General features: G+C 49.4%; 20 protein-coding genes. 18 read left to right on the forward strand and 2 right to left on the reverse strand.

What is annotated here, in order from left to right; translation table 11 throughout:
- Positions 1–74: 74 nt before the first annotated feature.
- A complete protein-coding gene (gene rpsA, locus J7655_RS08200; protein ID WP_061239651.1) occupies positions 75–1,757 on the forward strand; it encodes a 30S ribosomal protein S1 in 1,683 nt (560 codons plus the stop codon).
- Between the two features lie 374 nt (positions 1,758–2,131).
- Here the strand turns inward: rpsA and J7655_RS08205 are convergent, their stop codons facing one another.
- A complete protein-coding gene (locus J7655_RS08205) occupies positions 2,132–2,575 on the reverse strand; it encodes an REP-associated tyrosine transposase (RefSeq protein WP_230927342.1) in 444 nt (147 codons plus the stop codon).
- A gap of 370 nt (positions 2,576–2,945) precedes the next feature.
- On the opposite strand from J7655_RS08205, the gene J7655_RS08210 reads away from it, so the two are divergent.
- The gene (locus J7655_RS08210; protein WP_011913346.1) at positions 2,946–4,031 is read left to right on the forward strand and encodes an IS5-like element ISPst12 family transposase; all 1,086 of its coding nucleotides are present in this window, start codon (positions 2,946–2,948) and stop codon (positions 4,029–4,031) included.
- 187 nt (positions 4,032–4,218) lie between these two features.
- On the opposite strand, the gene J7655_RS08215 is transcribed toward J7655_RS08210, so the two are convergent.
- On the reverse strand, positions 4,219–4,662 hold the full coding sequence (locus J7655_RS08215; protein WP_099525376.1) for an REP-associated tyrosine transposase: 444 nt from the start codon (positions 4,660–4,662) through the stop codon (positions 4,219–4,221).
- A 448-nt stretch (positions 4,663–5,110) separates the two neighbouring features.
- On the opposite strand from J7655_RS08215, the gene ihfB reads away from it, so the two are divergent.
- The 16 genes from ihfB to J7655_RS08295 all read left to right on the forward strand — a co-directional run bounded on the left by ihfB (position 5,111) and on the right by J7655_RS08295 (position 19,566).
- Positions 5,111–5,395, forward strand: a complete 285-nt coding sequence (gene ihfB / locus J7655_RS08220; protein WP_003243558.1) for an integration host factor subunit beta — start codon at positions 5,111–5,113, stop codon at positions 5,393–5,395.
- The gene (locus J7655_RS08225) at positions 5,395–5,562 is read left to right on the forward strand and encodes a hypothetical protein (RefSeq protein ID WP_230927343.1); all 168 of its coding nucleotides are present in this window, start codon (positions 5,395–5,397) and stop codon (positions 5,560–5,562) included. Before ihfB ends, J7655_RS08225 begins: the two co-directional genes overlap by 1 nt.
- Before the next feature lie 37 nt (positions 5,563–5,599).
- Positions 5,600–7,075 (forward strand): MBL fold metallo-hydrolase RNA specificity domain-containing protein, encoded by a 1,476-nt coding sequence (locus tag J7655_RS08230; protein WP_230927344.1) that lies wholly within the window; start codon positions 5,600–5,602, stop codon positions 7,073–7,075.
- A gap of 16 nt (positions 7,076–7,091) precedes the next feature.
- Positions 7,092–7,793 carry a Wzz/FepE/Etk N-terminal domain-containing protein gene (locus J7655_RS20790; RefSeq protein WP_267914160.1) on the forward strand — a complete coding sequence of 234 codons (702 nt, stop codon included), beginning with the start codon at positions 7,092–7,094 and terminating at the stop codon, positions 7,791–7,793.
- Positions 7,794–7,819: 26 nt separating this feature from the next.
- Positions 7,820–8,548 (forward strand): UDP binding domain-containing protein, encoded by a 729-nt coding sequence (locus J7655_RS20980; RefSeq protein ID WP_420850939.1) that lies wholly within the window; start codon positions 7,820–7,822, stop codon positions 8,546–8,548.
- 99 nt (positions 8,549–8,647) lie between these two features.
- Entirely contained in the window at positions 8,648–10,015 is a 1,368-nt protein-coding gene (locus J7655_RS08250) for a phosphohexomutase domain-containing protein (RefSeq protein WP_230927345.1), read from the forward strand.
- A 2-nt stretch (positions 10,016–10,017) separates the two neighbouring features.
- Entirely contained in the window at positions 10,018–11,310 is a 1,293-nt protein-coding gene (locus J7655_RS08255; RefSeq protein ID WP_230927346.1) for a flippase, read from the forward strand.
- 1 nt (position 11,311) lies between these two features.
- Positions 11,312–12,547, forward strand: coding sequence for a glycosyltransferase (locus tag J7655_RS08260; protein WP_230927347.1), 1,236 nt, complete (start codon positions 11,312–11,314; stop codon positions 12,545–12,547).
- Positions 12,544–13,710 carry a nucleotide sugar dehydrogenase gene (locus J7655_RS08265; RefSeq protein WP_230927348.1) on the forward strand — a complete coding sequence of 389 codons (1,167 nt, stop codon included), beginning with the start codon at positions 12,544–12,546 and terminating at the stop codon, positions 13,708–13,710. Before J7655_RS08260 ends, J7655_RS08265 begins: the two co-directional genes overlap by 4 nt.
- Before the next feature lie 3 nt (positions 13,711–13,713).
- Positions 13,714–14,583: an NAD-dependent epimerase/dehydratase family protein gene (locus tag J7655_RS08270; protein ID WP_230927349.1), complete on the forward strand. Its 870-nt coding sequence runs from the start codon at positions 13,714–13,716 to the stop codon at positions 14,581–14,583.
- Positions 14,583–15,521 (forward strand): hypothetical protein, encoded by a 939-nt coding sequence (locus tag J7655_RS08275; protein ID WP_230927350.1) that lies wholly within the window; start codon positions 14,583–14,585, stop codon positions 15,519–15,521. The genes J7655_RS08270 and J7655_RS08275 overlap by 1 nt, the downstream gene beginning before the upstream one ends.
- Positions 15,522–15,567: 46 nt before the next feature.
- Positions 15,568–16,686, forward strand: a complete 1,119-nt coding sequence (gene gmd / locus J7655_RS08280; RefSeq protein ID WP_230927351.1) for a GDP-mannose 4,6-dehydratase — start codon at positions 15,568–15,570, stop codon at positions 16,684–16,686.
- Positions 16,687–16,691: 5 nt separating this feature from the next.
- The gene (fcl, locus tag J7655_RS08285; RefSeq protein WP_230927352.1) at positions 16,692–17,657 is read left to right on the forward strand and encodes a GDP-L-fucose synthase; all 966 of its coding nucleotides are present in this window, start codon (positions 16,692–16,694) and stop codon (positions 17,655–17,657) included.
- 25 nt (positions 17,658–17,682) lie between these two features.
- Positions 17,683–17,895: an NUDIX hydrolase gene (locus J7655_RS20850; RefSeq protein WP_338052730.1), complete on the forward strand. Its 213-nt coding sequence runs from the start codon at positions 17,683–17,685 to the stop codon at positions 17,893–17,895.
- Positions 17,871–18,155: an NUDIX hydrolase gene (locus J7655_RS20855; RefSeq protein ID WP_338052731.1), complete on the forward strand. Its 285-nt coding sequence runs from the start codon at positions 17,871–17,873 to the stop codon at positions 18,153–18,155. The genes J7655_RS20850 and J7655_RS20855 overlap by 25 nt, the downstream gene beginning before the upstream one ends.
- 4 nt (positions 18,156–18,159) lie before the next feature.
- Positions 18,160–19,566 (forward strand): mannose-1-phosphate guanylyltransferase/mannose-6-phosphate isomerase, encoded by a 1,407-nt coding sequence (locus tag J7655_RS08295; RefSeq protein WP_230927697.1) that lies wholly within the window; start codon positions 18,160–18,162, stop codon positions 19,564–19,566.
- The last annotated feature ends 13 nt before the right edge of the window (positions 19,567–19,579 follow it).

The following is a 19,579-nucleotide window of genomic DNA, read 5'->3' on the forward strand; positions in this document are numbered from 1 at the left end:
TTTTATATGAACGAACCCACATGGTCTGGAATGTGGTTTGGGCGAATCCCCGCCCTTGATCAACAGGAATCAACATGAGCGAAAGCTTTGCAGAACTATTTGAAGAAAGCCTGAAATCCCTCGACATGCAGCCGGGTGCCATCATCACCGGCATCGTGGTCGACATCGACGGTGACTGGGTTACCGTTCACGCCGGTCTGAAGTCCGAGGGCGTCATCCCGCTCGACCAGTTCTTCAACGAACAAGGCGAGCTGACCATCAAGGTCGGTGACGAAGTCCACGTTGCGCTGGACGCGGTTGAAGATGGCTTCGGTGAAACCAAGCTGTCCCGCGAGAAAGCCAAGCGCGCTGAATCCTGGCTGGTTCTGGAAGCTGCGTTCAACGCTGAAGAAGTGGTCAAGGGCGTTATCAACGGTAAGGTCAAAGGCGGCTTCACTGTTGACGTCAACGGCATCCGCGCGTTCCTGCCGGGTTCCCTGGTTGACGTCCGTCCGGTGCGTGATACCACTCACCTGGAAGGCAAAGAGCTGGAATTCAAGGTCATTAAACTGGACCAGAAGCGCAACAACGTTGTCGTTTCCCGTCGTAGCGTCCTGGAAGCCGAGAACAGCGCCGAGCGCGAAGCTCTGCTGGAATCCCTGCAGGAAGGCCAGCAAGTCAAAGGTATCGTCAAGAACCTCACCGACTACGGTGCGTTCGTTGACCTGGGCGGCGTAGATGGCCTGCTGCACATCACCGACATGGCTTGGAAGCGCATCAAGCACCCGTCCGAGATCGTCAACGTTGGCGACGAGATCGACGTCAAGGTTCTGAAGTACGATCGCGAGCGTAACCGCGTATCCCTGGGCCTGAAGCAACTGGGCGAAGACCCATGGGTTGCCATCAAAGCTCGTTACCCGGAAAACACCCGCGTTGTTGCCCGCGTCACCAACCTCACCGACTACGGCTGCTTCGCCGAGCTGGAAGAGGGCGTGGAAGGCCTGGTACACGTTTCCGAAATGGACTGGACCAACAAGAACATCCACCCGTCGAAAGTCGTCAACGTCGGCGACGAAGTGGAAGTCATGGTTCTGGACATCGACGAAGAGCGTCGTCGTATCTCCCTGGGTATCAAGCAGTGCAAGACCAACCCGTGGGAAGACTTCTCCGGTCAGTTCAACAAGGGTGACAAGATCTCCGGCACCATCAAGTCGATCACCGATTTCGGTATCTTCATTGGTCTGGACGGTGGCATCGACGGCCTGGTTCACCTGTCCGACATCTCCTGGAACGAAGCCGGCGAAGAAGCCGTGCGTCGCTTCAAGAAGGGCGACGAGCTGGAAACCGTCATCCTGTCGGTTGACCCGGAGCGCGAGCGCATCTCCCTGGGCATCAAGCAGCTGGAAGACGATCCGTTCAGCAACTACGTCTCCATCAACGACAAGGGCACCATCGTCCGTGGCGTTGTGAAAGAAGTAGACGCCAAGGGCGCCATCATCGACCTGGGCAACGAGATCGAAGCTACCCTGAAAGCCTCCGAAATCAGCCGTGACCGCGTTGAAGACGCGCGCAACGTCCTGAAAGAAGGCGACGAAGTAGAAGCCAAGATCATCAGCGTCGACCGCAAGTCCCGTGTCATCAGCCTGTCCGTCAAGTCGAAAGACGTTGAAGACGAGAAGGACGCGATGAAGGAACTGCGTAACAAGCAAGACGTTGAAAGCACCGGCCCGACCACCATTGGTGATCTGATCCGTGCTCAGATGGAAAACCAGAACTAAGTTCGGGTAATTCATCAAAAAAGGCGACCTTCGGGTCGCCTTTTTCGTTTCCGTAACGCCACCGCCCATGTAGGAGCGGCGCCCCGCCGCGAATGGCGGCCATCCCGCAATCCCGAGCGCAACCCCAAAGCTTCGCCCCGAGGCGGGGCTCCCACGCCAAACCGCAAAACAACACTCCCCTTGTAGGAGCTGCGTCCCGCGGCGAATGGCGGCCATCCAGCAATACCGAGCCCATACCCAGAAGCTTCGCCCCGAGGCGGGGCTCCTACGCGAATACGCCAGTCGACGCTCTCTCTGTAGGAGCTGCGCCCCGCAGCGAATGGCAGCCATCCAGCAATGCCAAGCCTATGCCCAATAACGTCGCCAAACCGCCCTCATATCCACACCGCATCCCAATGCGGATAATCACCCGCTCGCTCCACGAGCCCGGCTCTTAAGGGATTTGCCACCACATATCTCGCCACACTCCGAACATCCTCCTCCCGGCGCAACGCATGATCATGGAATCCCTTTTGACATATCGGCCTACCCAGGCGCTTGGCGGAAATGGATTTGACCCTGCCCACCAAGCGGGTCAGGTCCTCACTCTGCAGTAGCAACAGCCAATGCAGATGATCAGGCATCACGACAAAGCAGAGCGTTTGGTGCGATCCAAGCAGCTCATCCTGGCGAATGATTTGTATGAGCGTGCGCGCCGCTGAGAAATCAGCAAAGACAGGGATGCGACCATTGGTTACGGTAGTGACAAGATAGATTTGCCCGCTACTGGACCAGCGTCCATCACGAAGCTTATGCGCGGCGTAGCGTTTCTCAGTCATCGGATTCCCTTCCGTTAGCGTTCGCCAGTTCAGCTTAGCTTACCGAGCCAGGCGCCAGAGAAAGCTTCGCCCCGAGACGGGGCTCCCACACCAAACCGCAAAACAACGCTCCCCCCTGTAGGAGCCGCGCCCCGCGGCGAATGGCGGCGATCCCGCAATATCGAGCCCATACCTAAAAGCTTCGCCCCGAGTCGGGGCTCCTACGCGCATGCGCCGCCGACGCTCCCTCTGTAGGAGTCGCGCCCCGCGGCGAACGGCGGCCATCCAGTAATACCGAACCAATACCTAACAGGCCGTTGAAAAAAGCCAGAGCCCGCGTGGCTCTGGCAAAATGGCGGCCATCCTCTTCTGCCGAAGCCAGCCCAAGCCGATGCGTGGACTCGACCTCAAACAAAACGAGCTGTTCAGTTATACGACGCTGGAGCAGCGCATCCCGAACGATCACCCGCTGCGTCCCCTGCGAGGCCTGGTCGATACCGTTCTGGCTTCGATGGATCGGGACTTCGACGGGCTGTACTCCACCCTGGGACGGGCCTCGATTGCGCCGGAGCGGCTGCTGCGCGCCTCGTTGCTGCAGGTGATTTACACCATTCGCTCCGAGCGGCAGTTGGTCGAGCAGATTGATTTCAACCTGCTGTTTCGCTGGTTCGTCGGCTTGTCGATGGACGAGCGCATGTGGGATCACTCGACCTTCAGCCAGAACCGTGACCGCTTGTTCAACCAGGATGTAGCGCGGCTGTTCTTCCAGCGCATCAAGTCGCTGGCCGCATGGTCCGAGTACGCCAGCAACGAGCATTTCAGCGTCGATGGCACGCTGATCGACGCCTGGGCCTCGCACAAGTCCTTTATCAAGAAGGATGGCGGCGACCCACCGGAGGATGGCACGCGCAACCCCGATGCCGACTTCAAGGGCGAGAAGCGCAGCAACGCGACCCACCAATCGACCAGCGATCCCGAGGCCCGGCTGGCGCGCAAGAGCAATGGCGATGCCAGTCGTCTGGCGCACATGGCCCACACGATGATGGAGCACCGCAACGGTCTGATCGTGGATGTGGAATGCACCGAGTTCAATGGACGTGCCGAGGTAGAGGCGGCGCTGGAGATGCTGGAGCGCACGGCCAAGCCGGGCAGCACGGTAGGTGCAGACAAGAATTACGACCAGAAGCGTTTCGTGCAGAGGGCGCGCGAGCTGAAAGTGACACCGCATGTGGCGCAGAAGCGCAAGGGCAGCGCCATCGATGGGCGCACCACGCGGCATCCGGGGTATGCCGCCAGCCAGAAGATCCGCAAGCGGATCGAAGAAGGTTTTGGCTGGCTGAAGACGGTTGGCGGCCTGCGCAAGACCAAGCTGATCGGTCGCGCCAAGCTGAGTGCTCAGTTATTGCTGGGTTTCTCGGTCTACAACCTGATCCGACTGGGTAGCCTGTCGGGTTGGTGGCGAGGATCGCATGTATAGGGCGAGTTACGCCCAAAAAACGCCGAAAGGCGTGAACGTGGTGCTGAAACCTGTCAAAAAGGCCTGAAGTCAGGCCTTGTGTGGACTCCGTTAGGCCAAAGCGCTTGAAAAAGCGCCAAACCGGACGGGTTGGGGCAGTTGAAGCCGAGTTTTTCAACGGCCTGCTAAAGGCTTCGTCCTGCCACGCTCATATCCACACTGCATCCCAGTGTGGATAATCACCTGCGCGCTTCACAAGCCCGGCTCTCAAGGGGTTTGCCACCACATATCTCGCCATACTCCGAACATCCTCCTCCCGGCGTAGTGCGTGATCATGAAAGCCTTTTTGCCATATAGGCTGACCCAGGCGTTTGGCGGATATTGATTTAACTCTGCCCACTAATCGGGGCAATGCTTCGTCATGTAGTTGCAGCAGCCAGTGCAGATGATCCGGCATCACAACAAAGCAAAGCGTTTGGTGCGACCCAAGCATCTCGTCCTGACGAATGATCTGGATGAGCGTGCGCGCTGCAGAGAGATCGGCAAACACAGGAACACGGTCCTTGGTCACGGTGGTGACAAGATAGATTTGCCCGCTACTGGACCAGCGTCCATCGCGAAGCTTATGCGCGGCATAGCGTTTCTCAGTCATCGGATTCCCTTCCGTTAGCGTTCGCCAGTTCAGCATAGTCGAGCCAGAATCAGAGCCCGTGAAAGCTTCACCCCGATGCAGGGCCCCCACACCAAACCGCAAAACAATGCTCCCCCTGTAGGAGCCGCGCCCCGCGGCGAATAGCAGTCACCCCGCAATGTCGCGCTCATGCGCAAAAGCTTCGCCCCGAGGCTGGGCTCCTACACGAATGCGCCAGTCGGCGCTCTCTGTAGGAGCTGCGCCCCGCAGCGAATGGTGGCCATCCCGCAATATCGAACCAATACCCAAAAGCTTCACCCCAAGGTAGATCTCCTACGCAAAGCCCCTGTTATCACAACTAACTGCAAAACTCGCTAACACCTTGTTTTTTTGGGCTGTTCAAAAGCTGATCAGCGTGCTAAAACCGAGCCGTCGAGTCTTCTAGCCGCTTGAAAAAGAAGGGAAAACCATGACCAAGTCGGAGTTGATCGAAAGAATTGTCACCCATCAAGGTCAGCTGTCCTCCAAGGATGTCGAGCTGGCCATCAAGACCATGCTGGAACAAATGTCCCAGGCGCTGGCGACGGGGGATCGCATCGAGATTCGCGGCTTTGGCAGCTTCTCGCTGCACTATCGTGCTCCGCGCGTAGGGCGTAACCCCAAAACCGGCCAGTCGGTGCGCCTGGATGGCAAGTTCGTACCGCACTTCAAGCCGGGCAAGGAGTTGCGCGATCGGGTCAATGAGGATGAGTGATGTTCGCGCAGATGGAGTCGGCCTGGCGGCGTCAGAATTTCGTTATGCTTGCCAAGCAGAAAAAATCCGTCAAAATGTGCGGGCTTTCACGCTGGTGGCTTTTTGATGTTGCTTTAGGTTGGTTCTCGTTTAGTCGTGTGTGTACGTATTGCGCATTCTCGGCCTGAGTCCCTTTAGATAGAGCTAGTGTTAAGGGATTGACTCGTGCGGTACCCCTCCATTGTTCATCACGGTGCCGTAACCGGCGTGACGGGTTCATGCCATCAGTTGCAGATGGACGATGAGCATGCGCTGCTGATTGACTGCGGCCTCTTTCAAGGCGCCGAAACTTCCCCTGAAGGCCGTGCAGGCGCAGACAAGCTCGCAATCGACTTCTCTCTGGACGGCATCAAGGCTCTGGTTGCGACTCATGTCCATATCGACCACGTGGGCCGCATACCCTACCTCCTTGCAGCCGGCTTCAAAGGCCCGATCCTCTGCAGCGAACCGTCTGCCAAGTTGTTGCCCATCGTCCTCGAGGATGCCTTCAAGCTCGGTTTTAGTCGCGATCAGAAACAAGTCGAGCGATACCTCAAGCTAATCGAGCAGCGCATCGTCGCTTTGCCCTACAGGCAATGGTTCAGCTTGATCGACACGCCACAACTCAACGCGCGGATTCGTCTACAGCGTGCTGGCCATATCCTTGGTTCGGCCTACGTCGAGGTAGACCTGCACTACCCCGAGTCGGGCGAGAAGAAGCGCATTGTGTTTTCCGGCGACCTCGGCGCACCCCATGCGCCAATCCTGCCGGCGCCGAAAGCTCCCTACAAAGCCGATATTCTGGTTATCGAAAGCACTTACGGTGACCGCCTGCACGAAGACCGCCGCAGTCGTCGTGCGCGACTGGAAAAAGTGCTCGAGCACGCGCTGAGTAACCAGGGCACAGTGCTGATACCCGCCTTCAGTATTGGTCGCACCCAAGAGTTGCTCTATGAGCTGGAAGACATCATCCATCGCAGAGCGCTGAAAGAATCTGCCAAAGCTCAGTCAAGTGCTTCAAAACCGGGCACCAGCAAAGTTGCAACGCTCGACTGGACGAATCTGCCCATCATTCTCGACTCTCCGCTGGCCAGCCGTTTTACAGCGGTGTACCGCGAGCTCGATCATTTCTGGGACGCAGAGGCGAGGGCGCGTTTGGCCAATGGCCGTAATCCATTGGCTTTCCGTAACCTGCTCACGGTCGACAGTCACCAGGCTCACCTGGCTATGGTCAACCGTCTGGCCCAAACCACTCAGCCGGCTATTGTTATCGCCGGTAACGGCATGTGCTCCAGCGGGCGTATCGTCAACTACCTAAAAGCGATGCTGGGTGACGAGCGGCATGACGTGCTCTTTGTCGGCTACCAGGCTGAAGGTACGCCCGGGCGACAGATCCAGCGCTTTGCTCCGCGTAGTGGCTATGTGGAATTTGACGGTCAGCGCTATGACATTCGGGCTCAGGTGCATACCATTGGCGGTTATTCTGCCCATGCAGATCAAAAGGGTCTGGTGAGCTTTGTTACCCGGATGACTCACTGGCCGTCAGAAATTCGTATCGTGCATGGTGAACCTGAGGCCAAAGCACAGTTGGCCGAGTGTTTGCGAAAGTGCTATCAGGTACAGGGTCAGTTCGTGAAAACTGTAGTGCCAGAATCAATTTAATCAAGGCAGTTATTGAATGAGTGAAAAGCAAATATCCCCTTTAAAACCAGGGAGAAATGATGATGAAATCGACTTGGTTGAATTGGTGCAAAAGCTATGGGCTCAGAAGTTTATAATTTTATTTATTACCTTCTGTGGCGTTGTCAGTGCTGCGGGCTATGCTTATCTCACTCCCCAGAAATTTGAATCAAAAACTATATTGGCGGCGCCATCGATTACTACTTTTGCACCATTTGTGCAGGATGTGAAAGTTAGTTCAGACTCAACAGTTGATGTGCTAGGTGTTGCGTTGAAGTTAAGTGACAATGTTATGGTGCTCCTTAGTAGAAATCTGCTTGCACCAGCAACGCAGGCTGCTTTTATCTCAGAGAATCCGAGTTTCGCAGGCTGTGCGAGCGCAATCAGCCAAACTCGAAATAAAGTTGTTGTTTCAGTGACTTGTCCAGATAAAGGGGATTCACTCCTTGCACTTAGTGGTTATATTGAGCATGCATCAAAGATAACGGCGCAAGAATTTCAGTCCTTAATGATGGCCGTTGGCGTTAAGAGTTCAATAAAGGCGCGTGAATTTTACAGCGTGGAGTCACTACCAAGTACTGAAGCTATGCCCAATAAAAAACTTATTCTTGCATTGGGCTTGGTGCTCGGCGGTATGCTCGGCGTATTCGTCGCGCTGATTCGCAACGTATTTATCGAGAACCGTACGCGAAGCGCCTGATTCACGTATCGCCCTGCTGCATGGCAATGCAGGGTGTTGCTGCACTCGATCGAGAAGCATTACTCACCGTGACCACGCTAACCTGCTTCAAAGCCTACGACATCCGCGGCCAGCTCGGCGCTGAGCTAAATGAGAACATCGCCTACCGCATTGGCCGTGCCTATGCGCAGTTCCTCGATGCCAACCGCATCGTGATCTGTGGCGATATGCGTCTATCCACTGCAGGCCTCAAGCAGGCTCTGCCCAATGGTCTTATGGATGCTGGCTGCGATGTGATCGACCTGGGCATGACCGGTACCGAAGAAGTTTATTTCGCTGCCTTTCACCTCGATGTCGATGGTGGCATCGAGGTAACCGCCAGCCACAATCCCATCGACTTCAACGGCATGAAACTGGTGCTTCGTGGCGCCCAGCCGATCAGTGGTGACACCACCCGCAAAGACTTCATTGCTGAATCCATCATCCGCCGTAACCCCAAGGTAGTGGGCGTATACCGCCTGGTGATGAAAAGCGGCTCTGACAATTTCCGCGCTTCGGCCATACAGGGCGTAATGAAACGCATCAAAGACAAAGGCATTGAAGTGGTAGTGTACGAACCTGTATTGGAAGAAGAGCGCTTCTTTAATTCGCGGGTAATTAACGATTTAACGGAATTTAAACAGCTTGCAGACGTTATTGTGGCTAATCGCCCATCGGCAGAGCTGGAAGACGTAGCCAACAAGGTATACACCCGCGACCTGTTCGGTAGTGATTAACTAACATCGCGCAGCGCTCAACCCGGAACGCCCAACGGATCTATTGTAGGAGCGACATTTTTGTCGCGATCAGCGCTTAGAAGTTAAACAAGGACACCCATGACCCTCTCCTGTTTTAAAGCCTATGACATTCGTGGCCGCCTGGGCGAAGAACTCAACGAACAAATCGCCTACCGCATTGGCCGGGCCTACGCACAATACCTGAATGCCAAAAAGGTTGTTGTCGGTGGTGATGTACGTGCAACCAGCGAATCACTCAAACAAGCATTGGCCCAAGGCATTATGGATGCTGGTTGTGACGTTATTGATTTAGGAATGACCGGCACCGAAGAAATCTACTTTGCTGCCTTTCATCTGGATGTAGATGGTGGTATCGAAGTAACCGCCAGCCATAATCCTATCGACTTTAACGGCATGAAACTGGTAAAGCGGGGCGCACAGCCCATCAGTGGTGATACTGGGCTTAACGACATCAAAGCTTTGGCTGAAAACCAGACATTCACCCCTCCAGCTCGCCAAGGCAGAAAGTTACAGCACAACCTGCGCTCTGAATATGTGCAGCATTTGCTGGGCTACATTAGCCCTAGCAACATCAAGCCACTAACCATTGTGGTTAATGCGGGTAACGGTGCCGCAGGCCCGGTACTGGATGCCATAGAAGCTGAATTGCAACAAAATGGTGTACCCATCACCTTTATTAAGGTACACCACACGCCAGACCCAACTTTCCCCAATGGCATTCCTAATCCATTGTTGGAAGAAAATCGGGCAGCAACAGCCAACGCCGTTATAGAATACAACGCCGATATGGGCATTGCCTGGGATGGCGACTTCGACCGCTGCTTCCTGTTCGACGAACAAGGCGGTTTTATAGAAGGTTATTATATCGTTGGCTTATTGGCCGAAGCCTTCCTGAAAAAACATCCGGGCGAAAAAATTATCCACGACCCCCGTTTAACCTGGAACACCATCGATATTTGCCAGCAAAACGGCGGGCAGGCCATTCAAAGTAAAACGGGCCACGCCTTCATCAAAGAGCGGATGCGTAAAGAAAACGCCATTTACGGCGGGGAAATGAGCGCACATCACTACTTCCGTGATTTTGCCTACTGCGACAGTGGCATGATTCCATGGTTATTAGTCGCTGAACTGATCAGTTTAGCCGGTAAGCCCTTATCGCAACTGGTAAGCGAACGCCAGCAAGCTTACCCATGTAGCGGTGAAATCAACTTTAAAGTAGCGGATGTAAAAGCCTGCATTCATGCTGTAAAAAATTACTATGCCAACCAAAATCCAACAATCGATGAAACCGATGGTGTGAGTATGGATTTTGGCAATTGGCGAATGAATATTCGTGGTTCCAATACAGAGCCGCTGCTTAGGCTGAATATTGAAACCAAAGCCGATTCAGCACTGGTACAACAACAGCTGCAAGCAATAACAACACTGCTACAGCAGACTGCTTAGATATGGCGATCATCAATAAAATAAAAAGCCTGGTTCAGCATCAGGGTTTCAGACGTTATGCTGCCAACACATCCTGGATGATGGCTGAGCAAATGCTGCGTATCGTTGCCGGTTTGTTGGTCGGAATTTGGGTTGCCCGTTACCTTGGCCCAGAGCAGTTTGGCTTGTTCAGCTATGTGTTGGCCTTTACCGCCATTTTTGCCGGCATAGCCAAGTTAGGGTTGGACGGCATATTAGTTCGCGAGCTTATCAATCATCCTCAAGGGCGTGATGTTTATTTAGGCACCGCATTCTGGCTTAAAGTAATAGGTGCCTTTGTGGTGATGGCCATTATGGCTGCCGTTGTCCCCTTTACATCTAACGATTCCACTACCAATCTCTATATATTCATAATCACAGCAGGCTTAGTTTTCCAAAGCTTTGAGGTGGTGGAGTTTTACTTTCAGTCCAAAGTCCTTGCCAAAATAGTATCCATCTGCAAAGTAACCCAGCTTATCCTTTCATCACTGATCAAAATTTACCTGGTTGTTACTCAGGCGGAACTTTTCTGGTTTGTATTTGTTACTGCGTTTGACACCTTCAGTCTTGGTGTTAGCTATTTTGTAGCCTACAAAATCAGAGGAAATGTTAGTTTTTTTAAATGCTTTAATATCAGTATTGCCAAGCAACTGCTCAAAGATTCGTGGCCTTTAATTTTTAGTGCATTTAGTGTTGGTTTGGCTATGCGAATAGATCAGATTATGATATCAGAGTTTCAAGGTGATTACGAAGTCGGTATATATAGTGCTGGGGTAAGACTTGCAGAGGGGCTGGCAATACTCGCAGTTGTGGTCTCTACAAGCTTATATCCAATGATAATTAAACGGGTTTATTCGAAAAGCTATAATGATATTAAGATTCTAATTCGAGCAGGTTTTTACGGTCTAATTTTTTTGGCTGCCATAGTAGCATTTCTATCTTCAGAAATTATTTTTTTACTGTTTGGAATGGAGTATAAAGAATCGGATGCAGTTCTTGCAATACTGATTTTCTCAATTCCATTTACATATTTGAATATAATTACATCAAAGGTCTTGACGGCAGAAAATAAGGCAGCTGATGTAATGTGGCGTCAGTTTGCATTGCTCCTCATAAATGTATCCCTAAATTTTATATTGATACCAAAATACGGTGTAATAGGGGCAGCTATAGCAACATTGCTTTCAGATTTAATAATATCAGTTTTTATGGATATTATTTTCAAAAGAAACAGGGTGTTTGGTTTGTTAAAGGTGAAAGCAATAATAGGGTGGTGATTTGAAAATACTGACGGTTGTTTTAAATTTAGATAAGGGCGGTACGCAGAGAGCAGCACAAAATTTTGCTGAGGCTTATTGCTTACTTGATCATGATTCCCGTATTTTATCTTTATATGGGCTTGGCTCAAGGTATGAAGAAGTTAAAGAAAAATGTAAAGTATATGATGGAATTGGCACAATTAACGAAATTCAAGACTGGGATCCAGATCTGATTCATATTCATAGTCATGGGCCCAAGTATGAAGATATTTTACTGTTGATAGAAAAGTGTAAAAAAGCAAAAATTATAGAAACTAATGTTTTCTCTGTTCCTTCGCCTTGGGCAAGTTTTGTAGATACAAGTTTTCAATTGTCATTCTGGGCAAATTGGATATTTAATCTGAGAGGCGGGTCAAAATATAAGTCGGCAATTGTTCCCTATCCCGTTAAAACAGAGAGCTTTGCTAACTTTGATAAGTTAGAATGTAGAGAGCTGTTTTGTGAAAAATATGATATAGATAAGAGTGCTAAATTATTGGGACGTATTGGTCAGGCTTTTGATGGTAAGTGGTCCGTTGGTTTGATTAAAGTTTTTAATGAGCTAAAAAAAGAAGACGATAGCTATCATTTAGTGGTAGTTAATCCGCCTAAATCCATTTTGCTTGCAATCGATGATTCGCCTTATAAAAAATCAATAACCGTAATTGATAAAATAATCGGTGATGAGAATTTACAGCTTGCCTATTCTGCATTTGATCTTACAGTCGTTATTGTTGAACAGGGAGAAAGCTTTGGTATGGTAATACCTGAGTCAATACTTTGTGGAACACCTGTTGTAACATTAAGCACACCTTGGGCAGATAATAGTCAGCTCGAGGTCGTTGGTTTAGATCAAAAAGAGTTCTTGTGTAAAAATATAAAAGAAGTAGAGCTTTCTATTGTAAGCTATTTTAATAAATCTATACACGTCAGAAAAGAAATACAGGAAATAGGTGTTCAGCATATAAAAGACTCTTATGACTATATTAAAGTTGCAAAATTGTCTTTGGCATCTAATTTTGAGGAAGTTAATTTTAGCAAGTGTAAATTTAACAGTATAAATAAAATGTTAAATTATGACTTTTTTACGCAATTTTTAATTAAACTAAACTCGGAAAAGGCAAGAAAGCTAACTATTTACACGACAGGTTACAAGCCTTTATGTTTATTTCCCATTGATGTTATAAAGTTTTTATTTAGAAGGATTATAAAGTGAAAATAGCAGTAGCAGGTACAGGTTATGTGGGTCTTTCCATGGCTGTCTTGCTGTCTCAGAACAACCAGGTTGTTGCTTTGGATTTGATTCCAGAAAAAATTGATCTGATCAATGCAGGCAAGTCACCCATTCATGATGCCGAGATTGAAGATTTTTTGCAGAGCAAGTCTTTGAACCTGGCTGCTACGCTGGATAAGCATAAAGCTTATGAGGGTGCAGAGTTTGTCATTATCGCCACCCCAACTGACTACGATCCTGAAACCCATTACTTCAATACTCGTTCAATCGAAGCGGTGATTCAGGATGTGCTGGCAATCAATCCTGATGCGGTGATGGTGATAAAATCCACCATCCCTGTCGGTTATGTCAATCAAGTCAGAGCAAAGTTTGGTATTGATAACATAATTTTTTCACCAGAGTTCTTGCGGGAAGGCCAGGCACTTTACGACAACCTCTATCCATCCCGAATTATTGTTGGTGAGCGTTCAGCACGCGCTGAAACGTTTGCGGGCTTATTGGTAGAGGGAGCCATCAAAAAGGATATGCCCGTACTCTTTACAGACAGCACAGAAGCAGAAGCCATCAAGCTGTTTGCCAACACCTACTTGGCGATGCGCGTGGCCTACTTCAATGAACTGGACTCCTATGCAGAAGTGAACAACCTGGATACCCGGCAGATTATTGAAGGAATGTCATTAGATCCGCGTATCGGCAATCACTACAACAACCCATCATTCGGTTATGGTGGTTATTGTCTACCCAAAGACACCAAACAACTCTTAGCCAATTTTGAACAGGTGCCTCAGAAAATCATTGAGGCTATCGTGCTAGCGAATGATACCCGTATGGATTTCATTACCCACCAGATTCTGGAGCGCAACCCACATAAAGTGGGGGTGTATCGGCTGATCATGAAGGCAGGTTCCGACAACTTCAGAGCCTCTGCCATTCAGGGTGTTATGCACCGCTTACAGGGCAAGGGCATTGAATTGGTGATCTATGAGCCGGAACTGGATGAAGCGCTGTTCCACGATGCTCAAGTCATCAATGACTTTGATGCCTTTGTAAGTCAGGCCGATGTCATCATTGCCAACCGTTCGGATGAAAGCCTGCTAGCGCATCAGCACAAAGTATATAGCCGCGATCTTTTTGGTAAGGACTGAAACATGACTAATAAAATTCTTGTTACTGGCGGTGCTGGCTTTGTTGGTAGTCACCTGTGCGAGCGCCTGGCTCAAGACCCAAACAGCCTGGTAGTGTCACTAGATAACTACTTTACAGGCAGTGAGGCCAATCACGTTCCTGGTGTCACCTATATTCGTGGCTCTACAGCACAAATTGATGAACTGATTGACTTCACACCTGACTACATCTACCACCTGGGTGAATATTCGCGTGTAGAACAGAGCTTTGACGATATCGAAAAAGTCTGGGCATTCAACAAGCAGGGTATTTTTGCAGTTCTGCAGTTTTGTAGAAAAACAGGTGCCAAACTCATTTATGCTGGTAGCAGCACCAAGTTTGGTGATGGTGGTCTGGGTAGAAGCCAAAGCCCCTATGCCTGGACAAAAGCCAGCAATACTGAACTGGTCGAAAACTACGGCGACTGGTTCAACATTCCTTACGCCATTGTTTATTTTTACAATGTTTACGGTAAACGCGAGATTGCAACAGGTAAGTACGCCACCCTGATTGCCCTTTTTACCGAAAAAATGAAAGCTAACGAGACCCTTACCATTGTTAGCCCAGGTACGCAAAAGCGTAACTTCACCCATGTGGATGACATCGTCGATGGTTTGGTGATGGTCGGTGAGAATGGTTATGGTGATGAGTTTGGCATTGGTAGCCCTGAGTCCTTCACCATCCTTGAAGTGGCTGAGCTATTCGGTGGCAAGATCGAAATGCTGCCAGAGCGTAAAGGCAACCGTATGACTGCCGACGTGGTCACAGACAAGACACAAGCATTAGGCTGGTCACCCAAAAGAAGACTGGCAGACTACATTGCACATTTGAAAGAAAACAACTGGATTAAATAATGACAACCCCTCAGCCGTTTACACCGCCGCATCCACTCAATACTGCTGTGCTTTTTCTCGTATTCAATCGCTTGGATACCACCAAACAAGTTTTTGAAGCGATTCGCCAAGCCAAACCACCCAGACTCTACATAGCAGCAGACGGTGCCAGAGAAACAAAAGAAGGCGAAGCTGAAAAAGTACAGGCTGTACGTGAGTATGTGATGGAAAACATCGACTGGGACTGTGAAGTTAAAACTCTTTTCAGAGAAAAAAACCTCGGCTGCAAATATGCAGTAAGTGGTGCAATCACCTGGTTCTTTGAGAATGAAGAGCAAGGAATCATTCTGGAAGATGACTGCCTGCCCAGCCAGAGTTTTTTCTGGTATTGCGAATCCTTACTGAATCATTATGGGGAAGAAAAAAGGGTATTTTCCATTTCAGGTAACCTGCGCGAAAATTATGAGGTTCTATCAGGTGGAGGTGTTTACAGAAGTCATTTTTTTAATATGTGGGGTTGGGCTACTTGGCGACACCAGTGGCAAAAATACAGTGTGGATTTTTTTGATCTAGAAGGAGATGAGTTTTTAAAGAACTATAGCTTTTTAAATTATAGGGGTGGCCTTCGGTATTGGATTGATATACTTAATAAAATGAAAGGGGCATCCATAAATACATGGGATTATCAAGCGATGTTTTTGAGCTTTTCTGAGTCTTTATATAATTTGTATCCGAGTGTGAATTTAGTCAAAAATCTAGGTTTTGGAGAGGATGCAACACATACTTTTGATAGTAAATCCCTTGCATCTCGTATTGGGAATTCTGATTTTATACTCACGGAACCTCTTATTCTACTTGATGAGATGGTATTGATAGATGATATTTTTTATGATGAGTATAGTGTCAAGTCTTATTTATATAGGGTTGTTAGAAGGTTAAAGCGAGTACTTCGTTTTTAACTTAAAATATATATAGATTTTTCATAAGTTTAACTGGATGGTTGAGATGAAAAAAGCACTTATTACTGGTGTAACTGGCCAGGACGGTTCTTATCTGGCAGAGTTTCTGCTGGAAAAAGGTTACCAAGTTCATGGTATTAAGCGCCGTGCATCATTGTTTAATACACAGCGGGTAGATCATATTTACCAGGATCCTCATGTTCATAATCAGAATTTTATTCTGCACTACGGTGATTTAACTGACTCTTCTAACCTCACCCGTATCTTGCAGGAAGTGCAGCCCGACGAAGTGTACAACCTGGGTGCACAGTCGCACGTAGCGGTTTCGTTTGAATCACCAGAATACACCGCCGATGTGGATGCGATGGGTACGCTGCGTATTCTGGAAGCCATTCGTTTGCTGGGCCTGGAAAAGAAAACAAAGTTCTATCAGGCTTCTACATCTGAACTCTATGGTTTGGTACAGGAAATTCCGCAAAAAGAGACTACGCCTTTCTACCCGCGATCACCCTATGCGGTGGCAAAACTGTACGCCTATTGGATTACCGTGAACTACCGTGAAGCCTACGGCATGTATGCCTGTAACGGCATTTTGTTTAATCACGAATCCCCGCGCCGTGGTGAAACCTTTGTTACCCGTAAAATTACCCGTGGCTTGGCAAACATTGCTCAGGGTTTAGAACAGTGCTTGTTCATGGGGAATATGGATGCACTGCGTGACTGGGGCCATGCCAAAGATTACGTGCGTATGCAATGGATGATGCTGCAACAAGAAAAACCAGAAGATTTTGTTATTGCCACCGGGGTGCAGTATTCAGTACGACAGTTTATTGAATGGTCCGCCAAAGAGCTTGGCATTACTCTGCGTTTTGATGGCAAAGGTGTCGATGAAGTAGCAGTTATTACTGCCATTGAGGGCGATAAAGCACCGGCCTTGAAAGTAGGTGACACTATTGTACGGGTAGACCCGCGCTATTTCCGTCCGGCAGAAGTAGAAACCCTGTTAGGTGATCCAAGCAACGCCAAAGCCAAATTGGGTTGGGTACCGGAAATTACCGTGCAGGAAATGTGTGCCGAAATGGTCGCAGAAGACCTGAAAACCGCACAGCGCCATGCACTGCTTAAGCTGCACGGCTACGAAGTACCGGTATCGGTAGAGAACTGATGGTTATGGCAAAACAACGTATTTTTATTGCGGGCCATAATGGGATGGTTGGCTCTGCCCTGGTACGCCAGTTAGATAGAAGCCCGGAAATTCAGCTGGTAGTTCGTAATCGCAGCGAGTTGAACTTATTGGATCAGCAAGCTGTTCAGCAGTTTTTTAAGCACGAACGGATTGATCAGGTATACCTGGCTGCTGCCAAAGTAGGGGGCATTCACGCTAACAATGAATACCCTGCTGAGTTTATTTACGAAAACCTGATGATTGAAGCCAACATCATTCATGCTGCGCACAAAGCGGGTGTGCAGAAGTTATTGTTTTTAGGCTCCTCCTGCATCTACCCCAAAATGGCCGAACAGCCGATGACAGAGGCGGCGTTATTAACCGGTACGCTGGAACCCACCAACGAACCCTATGCCATTGCTAAAATTACTGGGATTAAACTGTGTGAAAGTTACAACCGCCAATACGGGCGAGATTACCGTAGCGTAATGCCTACTAACCTGTATGGCGAAAATGATAACTTCCACCCGCAAAACAGCCATGTTATTCCTGCCATGATGCGCCGCTTCCACGAATCCAAGCAGGCGGGTGACAAGCAAGTGGTGGTGTGGGGTAGTGGTAAGCCGATGCGCGAGTTTCTGCATGTAAAAGATATGGCCGCTGCCAGTGTGCATGTAATGAACCTGGCGAACGATATTTATCAGGCCAATACGCAACCCATGCTATCGCACATTAACGTGGGCACAGGGGTTGACTGCACCATTCGCGAATTAGCAGAAACCATGCAAAAAGTGGTTGGCTTTGAAGGTGAAATAGTGTTTGACACTACCAAACCCGATGGCACACCACGCAAATTAATGGATGTTAGCCGCCTTAAAGCGTTGGGCTGGCAAGCCCGCATCAGTTTAGAAGCTGGCCTTACCGATACTTATGACTGGTTTTTACAACACCAGTCGCATTTACGCGGTTAATAAATAAGCTGTGAGCGGAACTATTATGGACATTAATCCCCCAGGCTGGCTGGATGCCGATACCTTTGCAACAGTGGTGCATTCCACACCACTGATTTCAATTGACTTGCTGGTAGAAAATGAGCAAGGCGAATATCTGCTCGGTTTACGAAATAATCGTCCTGCTCAGGGTTATTGGTTTGTACCAGGGGGCGGGTTCAAAAAAATGAAACGTTGGATGCCGCCTTCCAGCGCTTAACCACCGAAGAGTTGGGTATAACGGTGGAAAGAAGACAGGCAATATTTAAAGGTGTGTACGAGCATTTTTATTCGGATTCTGTTTTCGGTGAACAGCCGTCAACGCACTATATTGCACTGGCTTACCAACTGGTACTGCCCGCTGAAAGCGTGCAGCTAAGTGCACAGCAGCACAACAATACGCAGTGGTTAAAAACCAATGCCATATTGGCTAATCCAAATGTTCACCAATACACCAAACTCTATTTTAACGGGCTATAAAATCATGCTTACCCCTGTTGTTATGGCCGGTGGCACCGGCTCTCGGTTATGGCCGTTGTCACGTCAGTTAAACCCCAAGCAGTTTTTAAAACTTTGTGGCGATACAACCCTACTGCAACAAACACTGGCGCGCCTGGATGGGCTGGAGATAACAGCACCTGCCATTATTTGTAATGAAGACCATCGTTTTTTAGTCGCCGAACAACTGCGTCAGGCCGGCGTAGCAAATTCCAGCATTATTCTGGAACCGGTAGGGCGCAATACGGCTCCGGCTATTGCACTGGCCGCCCTCAGCGCTACCGCAAAAGGGCATGACCCTGTTTTATTGGTATTGGCCGCAGACCATTACATTGCCGACCAGGCTGCCTTTCAAAAAGCCGTACAGGTAGCAACCAGCCTGGCCGAGGCTAACAAGTTAGTGACCTTTGGTATTGTGCCAACCCATGCTGAAACAGGTTATGGCTATATTCAGCGGGGTAGCGTTCTGCCTGTTCAAGGCTACCAAGTCGCACGTTTTGTAGAGAAGCCAGATGCCAAAACGGCAGCAAATTATTTGCAATCCGGTGATTACTACTGGAACAGCGGTATGTTTATGTTCAAAGCCAGTGTTTACCTGGCCGCGTTGAAAGAGTTTCGGCCGGATATTCTCGATTTCTGCACCCGCGCCTTTCAGGCTGGCACCCAAGATATGGATTTTACCCGTGTCGATGCCACCATTTTTAAAGATTGCCCGGAAGACTCTATCGACTATGCCGTAATGGAAAAAACCCAGGCCGCTGCCGTTGTGCCACTGGAAGCAGGCTGGAGCGATGTCGGTTCCTGGTCAGCCCTGTGGGATATTGGTACCAAAGACGAGCACGGCAATGTTAGCAAAGGTGATGTACTGGCCATTAACACCACCAACAGCCTGATACATGCAGAACACAAACTGGTCGCCACAGTGGGGGTAGACAACCTGGTGGTTGTAGAAACCAAAGACGCTGTTTTGGTTGTGCACAAAGACAAAGTGCAAGACGTTAAAAAAGTAGTGGATGCCATTAAAAAAGATGGCCGCCACGAACACATGAACCACCGCGAGGTTTATCGCCCTTGGGGGGTTTACGATTCTATTGAGTCAGGAGAGCGCTACCAGGTAAAACGCATTACAGTAAAGCCAGGTGCCAAGCTGTCTGTACAAATGCATCACCACCGTGCTGAACACTGGGTAGTAGTAAGCGGTACAGCTAAAGTAACCAATGGCGACAAGACTTTTTTGGTAACTGAAAATGAATCCACCTATATTCCGATTGGTGAAATACACGCCTTGGAAAACCCCGGTAAAATTCCATTAGAGCTGATTGAAGTTCAGTCAGGTTCTTACTTGGGAGAGGATGATATTGTAAGGCTGAAGGATAGTTATGGGCGCTGCTAGTGTGTGATTTTTG

It is taken from the genome of Pseudomonas wenzhouensis, assembly GCF_021029445.1.
Taxonomy (GTDB): Bacteria; Pseudomonadota; Gammaproteobacteria; order Pseudomonadales; family Pseudomonadaceae; genus Aquipseudomonas; species Aquipseudomonas wenzhouensis.